Source organism: Lagierella sp., assembly GCF_029983815.1.
Lineage (GTDB): Bacteria > Bacillota > Clostridia > Tissierellales > Peptoniphilaceae > Mediannikoviicoccus.
The window spans coordinates 39022-49621 of sequence record NZ_JASBYU010000013.1; the positions used below are offsets into that span (position 1 = coordinate 39022).

Genomic DNA, 10600 nt, shown 5'->3' on the forward strand with positions numbered 1-10600 from the left:
AAACCTAATAACCAGTATGTCCAAAACCTCCATCATCTCTTTTAGTATCTTTAAGGTTGTCCTCCAACTGGAAATTAATAACTTCATATTTAGATAATATTATTTGAGCTACTTTGTCTCCGCTTTTAATTTCATATTCCTGATCTGAAAGATTGATTAATGGTATACCTAATTCACCTCTATAGTCTGAGTCAATGGTTCCAACTCCATTTATCAAAGTTATACCATGTTTTATTGACAATCCGCTTCTTGCTCTTACCTGAATCTCATAGCTATCAGGAATTTCAAGATATAATCCTGTAGGAATTATCTTTCTATCCATTGGTTTTAAAACAACATTTTCTTCTAAAAAAGCGTGAACATCTAGCCCTGCTGAACCTTCTGTAGCATATGCTGGTAGCGGATTATTGCTTTTATTTATTACTTTTACTTTCATCTTTCCTCCAAAATCAAGCACTCAAATGGTTGAGTGCTTAATACTTATAAGATAACTTGTTTTTAATTAAATTAAAGTTTATTTCTTGTCTTCAGGCTTTGGTAGTAATGCTTTTCTTGAAAGGTTAATTCTACCCATTTTATCGATATCAGTTACTTTTACAAGAACTTCGTCGCCAACACTTAAAACATCTTCAACTTTATTTACTCTTTCATGAGCAATCTTTGATATGTGAAGTAATCCTTCTTTACCATTTAAAATATCAATAAAGGCACCAAAATTGGTAATTCTCATAACTTTTCCAAGATATGATTTACCCTCTTCAACCTCTGCGATTATATCTTCTATCATTTTAATAGCTTTCTGTCCGTTTTCAGTTGTTTCGGCTGTAATAGTTATAGTTCCATCATCTTCAGTATCGATTACAACACCTGTTTCATCAATGATTTTATTTATAGTTTTACCACCTGGTCCAATGACTTCTCTTATCTTTTCAGGATCAATTTTTATAGTCATTAATCTAGGAGCATATTTTGAAATATCAGCTTCTGGTTTAGAAATTAAAGCATCCATAGTATCAAGAATTTGAAGTCTTGCAACCTTTGCTTGTTCTAAAGCCTTTGTTAATATTTCTTTTGAAATACCATCAATTTTTATATCCATTTGTAATGCCGTGATACCATTTCTAGTACCTGCAACTTTAAAGTCCATATCTCCAAAGTGGTCTTCTAAACCTTGAATATCTGTTAGGATAGTTACATTATCACCATCACTCATCAATCCCATTGCTATACCAGCAACGGATTCTTTAATAGGAACTCCTGCATCAAGTAATGCAAGTGTGGACCCACAAACTGACGCTTGTGAACTTGAACCATTTGATTCCAAAACTTCTGAAACGACTCTAATTGTATAAGGAAATTCCTCAACAGATGGTATTACTGGAATAAGAGCTCTCTCAGCTAAGGCTCCATGACCAATTTCCCTACGTCCAGGAGCTCTTAAAGGACGAGTGTCCCCTACAGAATATGGTGGGAAATTATATTGGTGCATATATCTTTTGTCTTCTTCTTCTATTAGACCATCAAGAACTTGGACATCACTAGGAGATCCTAATGTTACTACAGATAATACTTGTGTTTGTCCCCTTGTAAAAAGTCCAGAACCATGTGCCCTTGGCAATAGACATCTATCACAACTTAACTCTCTGATTTGGTCGATCTTTCTGTTATCTGGTCTAATTTTATCTTCAATTATCAACCTTCTGACTTCTTTAACCTGTATCTCTTCTAATATTTTGTTTATATCATCTTCTGAATCCTCATATTTCTCAGCAAACTCATCGATTGTTTCTTTAATGATATCATCGATATTATTTTCTCTTGAAACTTTATCTTCATCTCTTAAAGCGTTGATAATTCTATCCTGAGCAAACTCTTTTACCTCGGTAACAAGTTGTTCATCTGGTAAAATAACTTCAAAAGATGATTTTTCCTTACCTATTTCAGATTGAATTTCAGAAATGAATCTACAGATTCCCTTTATCTCTTCGTGAGCTTTTAAAATAGCATTAAGTACATCAGATTCTAATAATTTGTTACATCCAGCCTCAACCATCATAATAGCTTTTTCTGTACCTGATACAGTCAATTCCAAGTCGGATTTTTCTTTTTCTTCTTTTGTTGGATTTATTATTACTTCCCCATCAATCATACCTACACCTACAGAACCGGTAGGACCATTAAAGGGAATATCGGATATTGAAAGCGCAATTGATGAACCTATCATAGATAATATATCAGGACTGTAATCTGGATCTACTGATAAAGCTGTTGCTATAACTTGTACGTCGTTTCTATATCCCTCAGGGAATAAAGGTCTAAGAGGTCTGTCAATCAATCTAGAGATTAGGGTACCTCTTTCAGTAGCTTTACCCTCTCTTTTAATGAAACCTCCTGGAATCTTTCCAACAGCATATAATTTTTCTTCAAAATCACAACTAAGCGGAAAGAAATCTACTCCTTCTCTTGGCTGTTTTGAGGCTGTAGCAGTCACTAAAATTATAGTTTCTCCAGATTGGATTAAACAAGCGCCATTAGCTTGTTTAGCAACTTTACCGGTAGTAACTATAATCTCCTTGCCTGCCAAATTGTATTTGAACTCTTTAATCATAATATCTCCTTAGCATATTTTTATAATTCAAAAATAAGAGCGAATTTCACCGCTCTTATTATATTATCTTCTAATGTTTAATTTTTTAATTAGCTCACGATATCTATCAATATCTTTTCTTTTTAGGTAGTTTAATAAACCCCTTCTATTACCTATCATTTTAAAAAGTCCTCTTCTAGAATGATGGTCTTTTGTGTGAGTTTTCAAATGTTGTGTTAAATCAGATATTCTCTTTGATAGTAGAGCGATTTGCACCTCTGGTGAACCTGTATCTGATTCGCTTAATTTGAATTCTTCGATTATTGCTTTTTTTTCTTCTGCACTAAACATATTTTCCTCCTATTATTAAATATTCACCAATACTGTTGGAACCGTTGAGGAATCGAATTTCAACGTATTGGTATTTCTATATAAGTGTACCATAATTAAGATAAAAAGTAAATTAAAATCCTAGTATATTTCTCGCCGTTTCTATATCTTTATGGATCTGTATAGTTAGGTCTTCTGCATTTTTAAACTTTATATTATCCCTTATGAAATCTAAAAATTCTATCTTAAGTTTTTTTCCATATAAATCGCCGTCAAAGTCCAATATATAGGTTTCTATCTTCAATTCATCCTCAGAAAATGTAATATTCTTACCAACGAAGGACAAACTATAGTAGAATTCTACAAAACCATCGATATAGGTTTTTGTTAAGTATACGCCTTCTTTTGGTAAAATATAATCAAATAGATCAGTGATATTTGCTGTGGGAAAACCTAGAGTTCGTCCTCTTTTATAACCATGATTAACAGTCCCTGTAACTCTATATGGCCTACCTAGCAATTCTTTTGCTTCTCTAACCTTTCCAGATTGAATAAGTTTTCTAATATTGGTGCTTTTAACAGGCGAATCTAAAGTTTCCACTTGATTTAAAATTTTCAAATATAATCCATTCTCATTACAATACTCAGATAGCAGTTTAATATTTCCTTTAGCAAATTGGCCAAATTTATAGTCATTACCTACAACAATAGCTCTTACATTTAATCCTTTTGTTAAAAAATCTAAGAATTCAATAGGAGTCATATTCCTTATATCTTGGAAATCAGTAATAAATACGTCGGTAATTTTTAAACCTTTGAGTATTTCTATCTTGTCATCCAAGTTAGTTAGATATTTAAAAGTTTTCCCTTCTAATACCTTTTTTGTATGTTCTTTAAAGAGTAGAACTGAAGGCGTTAAGTTAGTCTCTTTGGACACTTCCACAAGTTCATCGATTAAAGATTGGTGTCCGATGTGAAAGCCATCAAAATTCCCCAAGGCAATCACAAAGTTACTATTAAGTTTAAAATTATTTTTGCTAATTTCTAGAATCATTTGTTACCTCTAAATAAATAGGTTTTAACTTTCAATATTTTATTTTCATGTTTGTAAACGCCAATAAATTCACCTTTACAATACACTAAATATTCTTTTTTTTCTTCAAGATTTAAATTTATCAAATCTGTTTTAATGGCAACTCCATTTATTACCTTTTTGAAAAGATAATCAGGGACTATTATTTTTTCAATGTCAACCAAAGCATCCTCTGGTGGAATTATAAAATCAAAAATTTCACTTTCAGCTAAGAACTTAATCTTATTTAAGGTTAAGGCGCTATCTATCTTTAATCCTCCAGAAGATATTCTAACTAAAGAGGACATAGTCCCACAACTACCGCATTTTTCAGCAATATTTTTAAATAAAGTCCGAATATATGTTCCTTTAGAACAGGTTACTTTAATTTGAGCTTTATTTTCATAAAACCTAAGAAGGGAAATATCATAAATAAAAACTTTTCTGCTTTTCCTATCTATAACTTCACCTTTTCTTGCAATCTCATATAATTTTTTGCCATTAACCTTTATAGCTGAATACATAGGCGGTGTTTGTAAAATAGACTTTTGATTAAATTCATCTATAACTCTTGTCAATTCCTCCTCAGATGGTATCTTACAATCTGTCTTTATTATATTTCCCCAAATATCTTCGGTGTCAGTTTCTATACCAAAATATAATTCCCCAATATAGGTCTTAGAATTGTTCATAAGATAGGATGATAGCTTTGTAGAGTTCCCAATGCATATGGCTAGTACTCCAGTAACATTTGGATCTAATGTACCTGCATGTCCAATTTTTTTTGTTTTTAAAATCTTCCTTAATTGAAATACTACATCATGGGAAGTCATTTCTCTTTCTTTATAGACATTGATTACACCGTCTAAAATAGTATTATTATTCAAAAATATCAAACCTTTCAACAATTTTAGACTCCACAACGTCTATTGGCCCTTCTATTTTACAGCCAGAGGCCTGAATATGTCCACCCCCACCAAATTCTGTTGCTATCTGACATACATCCACACCAGATTTACTTCTAAAGCTAACTTTATAAGAAGTTTCTGTAATTTCCTTTATCATCACTACAGCCTTTACTTCTTTACTTTCCCTATAATAGTTAATTGCATTTTCTACATCTGAATCAGATACAGAGTATGAATCCAAGATGCTTTTAGTCTGTCTTAAAATAACCAAATTTGAGTCATAGTAAAAATGAGCATTCTTGAGGATTTCCAATTGAGCTTTTTTAGAATTTAAACTTTCTGATTGGAATAATTTATCCATAAGGAGTTTTTTATCAGCTCCGTTATTTATTAAGAAAGAAGATATATTCAAAGTTTCTTCATCAGCACTATCATATAAAAATCTACCAGTATCCGTTAAAATTCCCGTTAATAAGGCTGTTGATATTTGAGGCGTAAATTCTATATTTAAATTTATGAAAATCTTAGTTAACAATTCACAAGTAGATGAAATATCTTTGTCAACTATGTTTAAAGTACCATAGTTTTCAATTGTATTGTGGTGATCTATCTTAATGATATCCTTGGCAGAATTTAATAAGGAATCTACCTCGCCTAATCGTTTCTTATCTGCACAATCCAAGGCAATTACAACATCAACTTCAAAGATGATATCGCTATAAAAGTTGATGTTGTTTGTAATAAAGTTAAATTTATCAGGCATTAAATCCAACTGGATTGGATAAACAATTTTGCCCAGATTTTCTAAAAGTCTAGACATTGCAATAATAGACCCAAGATTATCTCCATCAGGGCGTAAATGAGAAATAACTGCAAAACTCTTGTTTTTTGCAATTATTTCTCTTAGTTCTTCAATTTTAGACATTCTTTTCTCCATCAGATTTTAACTCATTGAGGATGCTTTCAATATGCATTCCCCTTTCATAAGACTCATCTAATTTAAAAATTAGAGTTGGAGTATGACGTAAGTCCACCTGTCTGCTAATTTCCTTACGTATAAAACCCTTAGACTCTTCAAATCCTTTTAAGGTTTCCTCTTTCTTTATCTCATCTCCAATTACTGATATATAGATATATGCAAAACTTAAATCATTTGTAACTTTAACACCGGTTATACCAGTATATAGAGGATCAATATTCGGGTTTTTTAAATCTTTATACAACAATTCTGAAACCACTTTATTTATTTCTGAAGAAATTCTTCGTACTCTCTTCTCATTCATATTCTCACCTACTTTGGAGTTACTTCCTTCATTACATAAGCTTCAATAACGTCTTTTTCTTTAATATCATTATAATTTTCTATTCCCAAGCCACCTTCGAATCCTGTAGCCAGTTCCTTTGTGTCATCCTTAAACCTTTTTAATGAGGCTATTTCTCCCTCATGAACAACTATATCATTTCTAATAAGTCTTACAGATGCATTTCTTAGGATTTTACCACTTGTGACATAGATACCAGCCACAGAACCTACATTAGGTACTTTAAAAACAGCTCTTATTTCGGCTCTTCCAACTACTTCTTCAACAAGCTTAGGAGCCAACATTCCCTTAATAGCATTTTTAATATCTTCAATAGCCTCATAAATTACTCTATATGTTCGTATTTCAACACCTTCAAAATTTGAAAGGTCTATTGCAGATTGGGAAGGTCTAACGTTAAATCCTATTATTAAGGCATTTGATGCTACAGCTAAGTTAACATCTGAATCAGTTATTCCACCGACTGCTCCATGGATTATATTAACTTTTACTTCTTCATTACTCAACTTTTCAAATGACTGCTTAACAGCGTCGATAGTACCTCTAACATCTGTTTTAATGATTATATTTAGATCTTTGATGTCTCCACTGGAAATCTGACTAAATAGATCGTCTAAATTTATATTAGAGGATGAACGTAACATATCCTCTTTTTGAAGTTCTTTTGCCTTATCAGCATATCCCCTTGCAGTTCTTTCATCTTTTACAGCATAAAGAGTATCTCCTGCTTCAGGAACATCTGACAAACCTAAAATTAAAGCAGGATATGAAGGTCCGACTTTCTTAATATTTTTACCCTTATCGTCAAACATTGCCCTAACACGACCGCTTGTAGTTCCTGATACAACTATATCTCCAGTTTTTAATGTACCTTTTTGGATTAGGATAGTTGCAGTAGGACCTCTTCCCTTGTCAAGTTGGGCTTCGATTACAGTTCCAATAGCCCTTCTATTAGGATTAGCCTTTAAGTCTTCGATTTCAGCCACTGTAATAACCATTTCTAAAAGGTCATCTATACCATCACCTGTCCTTGCAGATACAGGGACACAAATAGCTTCTCCGCCCCAATCATCAGGCATAAGACCATTTTCAGCTAATTCCTGCTTAATTCTTTCGACATTTGCCTCAGGTTTATCCATTTTATTTATGGCAACTATAATAGGAACTTCAGCCGCCTTAGCATGGTTGATAGCTTCTAAAGTCTGAGGCATAACACCATCATCAGCAGCTACTACAAGTATAGCTAAGTCTGTAACTTGAGCCCCTCTTGATCTCATCGCTGTAAAAGCCTCATGACCTGGAGTATCTAAAAATATTATTCTGTTATTATCAACATTTACTACAGATGCACCTATATGTTGAGTTATTCCACCAGCTTCTCCCCTTGTAACAGTAGTATGTCTAATACTATCTAGTAATGAGGTCTTTCCGTGGTCAACGTGTCCCATTACAGTTACCACAGGAGGTCTAGATTTTAATGAAGATTCTTTATCTTCAAAATCCAGTTCCAACATCATATCCTCTTCAAGGTCTTCTTCTGTCATCTGAACGACTTCTTTTCCAAACTCTAAACTTATGATTTGAGCATTTTCAAAATCAAGCTCTTCATTCTGAGAAGCCATTATTCCATAGGAGATTAATTTACTGATCAATTGAGCTAGTGGAACATCAATAGCTTCAGAAAGTTCTCCTACGGTAATCTTTCCAGGTATTTCTATAGGTTCATTCTTATTTTCATTTTCCATATTTTCCGAATCACTTTTTTTCTTATTTTTATATTTATTTTTTAATCTTGGGGTAGTTTTTTGTAAATTTTTGAAATGATCTTCATCAATTTTTTTCTTTTGACGATTCTTTTTCCCCTTGTTTTTATTTTTATTAATAGGAGTGTTATGGTTCTTATTTTTTTTGTTATTTTTTTCACTGTCAGTCTTTTCAGTATTTTTATCTGATTTACTTGAATTTTTGCTTTTAGGATGTTTATTATTTTGAGGTTTTTGTTTACCCTCATGTTTCATTTTCTTATCCTTAGTTCCAGATTTATTAGGAGTTTTGGAAAATATTTCCTCAACTTGTTTTTGTACATCCTCGTCTACCGATGACATGTGACTTTTAACATTTATCCCTATTTTACTTAATTCCTCAATAATTTTTTTTGCAGGAACATTTATTTTCTTTGAAATCTCATAAATTCTAATTTTCTTCATATAAAGCACTCCTCTCGAATTTATTTATCTTCCATTACATAGTTTGAAATCTCCTTATAAGTTTCTTCACTGATTTCAGTGTTTAATGCATGACAAATCTTTTTGTTCTTAATAGCTTTTTCAAGGCAGTTTATATCCTTGCAAATATAAGCTCCCCTGCCATTCTTTTTACCAGAAGGATCTATAATAATTCCTTCTTCTTTATTCTTAACTATTCTAAGTAAATCGCCTTTTGGTTTATTATTACCACAAGCAACACATTTTCGCATTGGAATTTTTTTAGTCTTCATGATCCTCACTTAAAATACCGGCAATATATTCTTGTTCTTCAGGAAACTCAACTTTCAAGTCTTCAGATTGTATCTCATCCAAATACTGTTGTGAACCCTTAATATCAATTTTCCATCCCGTTAATTTTGCTGCAAGTCTTGCATTCTGGCCTTCTTTTCCAATTGCTAAAGATAACTGATCATTGTCTACAATTACCCTTGCGACTTTTTCTTCTTCATTTATGAAAACCTGTTCGACTTCAGTAGGACTTAAACTATTTGCCAAGAACTTTTTAATATCCTTATCCCAAACGATAATATCTAACTTTTCTCCATTTAGTTCATCTACTATAGTCCTTACTCTGCTTCCCTTAAATCCAACACAAGCCCCTACAGGATCCACATTTTCATCCCTAGCAAAAACAGCTAGTTTTGTTCTTGAACCAGCTTCCCTTGCAATAGAAAACACTTCAACAATTCCTTCATTTATTTCAGGAACTTCTAATTCTAACAATCTCTTTACAAGGCCTACATCGGATCTAGATAGGATTACTTGAGCACCTTTTGTAGTGTTTTTCACTTCTTTTATAAAGAATTTATATCTTCCGTTAATTTTATAATTTTCATTAGGAATCTGTTCTTCATAAGGAACAATACCTTCAACTTTTCCTAAATCGACATAGATAATTCCCCTATCTATTCTTTGCACTAATCCAGTTATTATCTCTTTTTCTCGGTCAATAAATTCATTGTAAATTATTTCTCTTTCCGCATCCTTTATCTTTTGAATAACAATATTTCTTGCAGTTTGAGCAGCTATTCGACCAAAATTTCTCGGAGTGACCTCAATTGTAATTTCATCACCTAATTCCAAATTTGATCTTAACTCCCGAGCTTTATGGATAGATATTTCCGTTATAGGATCTTCCACTTCTTCAACTACCTTCTTAATGGAATAAATCTTTGTTTCTCCATTTTCCCTATTTATGCTAACAGAAACATTTCCATTGTCGTTAAAATTCTTTTCATAACTTTTTATTAAAGCTTTTTCTAAAGCTTCAATAATTATATCGCTAGAAATACCCTTGCTTTTTTCAATTTCAGTTAGAGCATTTATAAATTCTTGATTCATTTTCTCTCCTATTAAAATAATGATAATTTTACAGTAGAAATCATATCTAAAGGGATTTTTTCATTCCCTTTATCAGTTTCAATTACAATCTCATTTTCCTTTTTTTCTAATAAAACACCAATTAATGTCTTCTGCCCCTTAAAAGAACCATAAAACTTCACTTCGACTTTCTTCCCAATATTTTTAACATAGTCTTTTTCCTTTTTAAAAGGCTTATCAATTCCCGGCGAAGACACTTCTAGAAAATAAGATTCTTCAATTGGATCTAGTAAATCGAGCTTTTGGCTTATTGATTTACTAGCCTTTTCGCAATCTTCAATTCCCACATTACCTTCGTCTTTACTTATAAAAATCCGTAAAATATTTCCTATGGCATCTTTGCTGTATTCAATGTCGTATAATTCCAAACCCAATTCCTTTAAAAGAGGTTCAAACTCCTCCTTACAAAGATTAAGTAACTCTTTTTTATTCATTACGCCTCCTTTTATTAAATAAATAAGAGCGGGAAAATCCCACTCCTATCAAATAATCTAACTTAAATTTATTATAACAAGTTTTGGTATAACTTTCAACTCTAGTATTTTCTATTGAAGATTTCAGAATAAATAAATGCATCCTTAGGATTTTTCAAGATTTTTTCACCAATAGTGAAATTTTCATTATTTCCCAGGTTTTCTGAATCTTCATCCTCAAGTAAATCACTAACCTCTTCAACTTCACCCGGGAGTTTGACAGTTGAATACATACCAAAACCTTTAAACGCATTGAAAAAT

The 10600-nt window shown here is 32.0% G+C and carries 12 protein-coding genes; all 12 read right to left on the bottom strand.

Annotated features, from left to right (window positions below; all coding sequences use genetic code 11):
- Positions 1 to 4: 4 nt before the first annotated feature.
- Positions 5 to 436 (bottom strand): dUTP diphosphatase, encoded by a 432-nt coding sequence (gene dut / locus Q1K37_RS06260; RefSeq protein ID WP_300410548.1) that lies wholly within the window; start codon positions 434 to 436, stop codon positions 5 to 7.
- Positions 437 to 514: 78 nt separating this feature from the next.
- Positions 515 to 2608, bottom strand: coding sequence for a polyribonucleotide nucleotidyltransferase (locus Q1K37_RS06265; protein WP_300410550.1), 2094 nt, complete (start codon positions 2606 to 2608; stop codon positions 515 to 517).
- 63 nt (positions 2609 to 2671) lie between these two features.
- On the bottom strand, positions 2672 to 2938 hold the full coding sequence (gene rpsO / locus Q1K37_RS06270; RefSeq protein WP_300410552.1) for a 30S ribosomal protein S15: 267 nt from the start codon (positions 2936 to 2938) through the stop codon (positions 2672 to 2674).
- Positions 2939 to 3050: 112 nt separating this feature from the next.
- A complete protein-coding gene (locus Q1K37_RS06275) occupies positions 3051 to 3971 on the bottom strand; it encodes a bifunctional riboflavin kinase/FAD synthetase (RefSeq protein WP_300410553.1) in 921 nt (306 codons plus the stop codon).
- Positions 3968 to 4876 (bottom strand): tRNA pseudouridine(55) synthase TruB, encoded by a 909-nt coding sequence (gene truB, locus Q1K37_RS06280; RefSeq protein ID WP_300410554.1) that lies wholly within the window; start codon positions 4874 to 4876, stop codon positions 3968 to 3970. The genes Q1K37_RS06275 and truB overlap by 4 nt, the downstream gene beginning before the upstream one ends.
- On the bottom strand, positions 4869 to 5822 hold the full coding sequence (locus Q1K37_RS06285; protein ID WP_300410556.1) for a bifunctional oligoribonuclease/PAP phosphatase NrnA: 954 nt from the start codon (positions 5820 to 5822) through the stop codon (positions 4869 to 4871). Before Q1K37_RS06285 ends, truB begins: the two co-directional genes overlap by 8 nt.
- On the bottom strand, positions 5815 to 6180 hold the full coding sequence (gene rbfA / locus Q1K37_RS06290) for a 30S ribosome-binding factor RbfA (RefSeq protein WP_300410558.1): 366 nt from the start codon (positions 6178 to 6180) through the stop codon (positions 5815 to 5817). The genes Q1K37_RS06285 and rbfA overlap by 8 nt, the downstream gene beginning before the upstream one ends.
- 8 nt (positions 6181 to 6188) lie before the next feature.
- Positions 6189 to 8426, bottom strand: coding sequence for a translation initiation factor IF-2 (infB, locus tag Q1K37_RS06295; RefSeq protein ID WP_300410560.1), 2238 nt, complete (start codon positions 8424 to 8426; stop codon positions 6189 to 6191).
- Positions 8427 to 8446: 20 nt separating this feature from the next.
- Complete coding sequence (locus tag Q1K37_RS06300; RefSeq protein ID WP_300410561.1) at positions 8447 to 8716, bottom strand: YlxR family protein; 270 nt, start codon at positions 8714 to 8716, stop codon at positions 8447 to 8449.
- Complete coding sequence (gene nusA, locus Q1K37_RS06305) at positions 8706 to 9827, bottom strand: transcription termination factor NusA (RefSeq protein ID WP_300410563.1); 1122 nt, start codon at positions 9825 to 9827, stop codon at positions 8706 to 8708. The genes Q1K37_RS06300 and nusA overlap by 11 nt, the downstream gene beginning before the upstream one ends.
- An 11-nt stretch (positions 9828 to 9838) precedes the next feature.
- Positions 9839 to 10300 carry a ribosome maturation factor RimP gene (gene rimP / locus Q1K37_RS06310; RefSeq protein ID WP_300410565.1) on the bottom strand — a complete coding sequence of 154 codons (462 nt, stop codon included), beginning with the start codon at positions 10298 to 10300 and terminating at the stop codon, positions 9839 to 9841.
- 101 nt (positions 10301 to 10401) lie between these two features.
- Positions 10402 to 10600: hypothetical protein (locus Q1K37_RS06315; RefSeq protein WP_300410567.1), on the bottom strand; the 199-nt coding region annotated here is incomplete at its 5' end.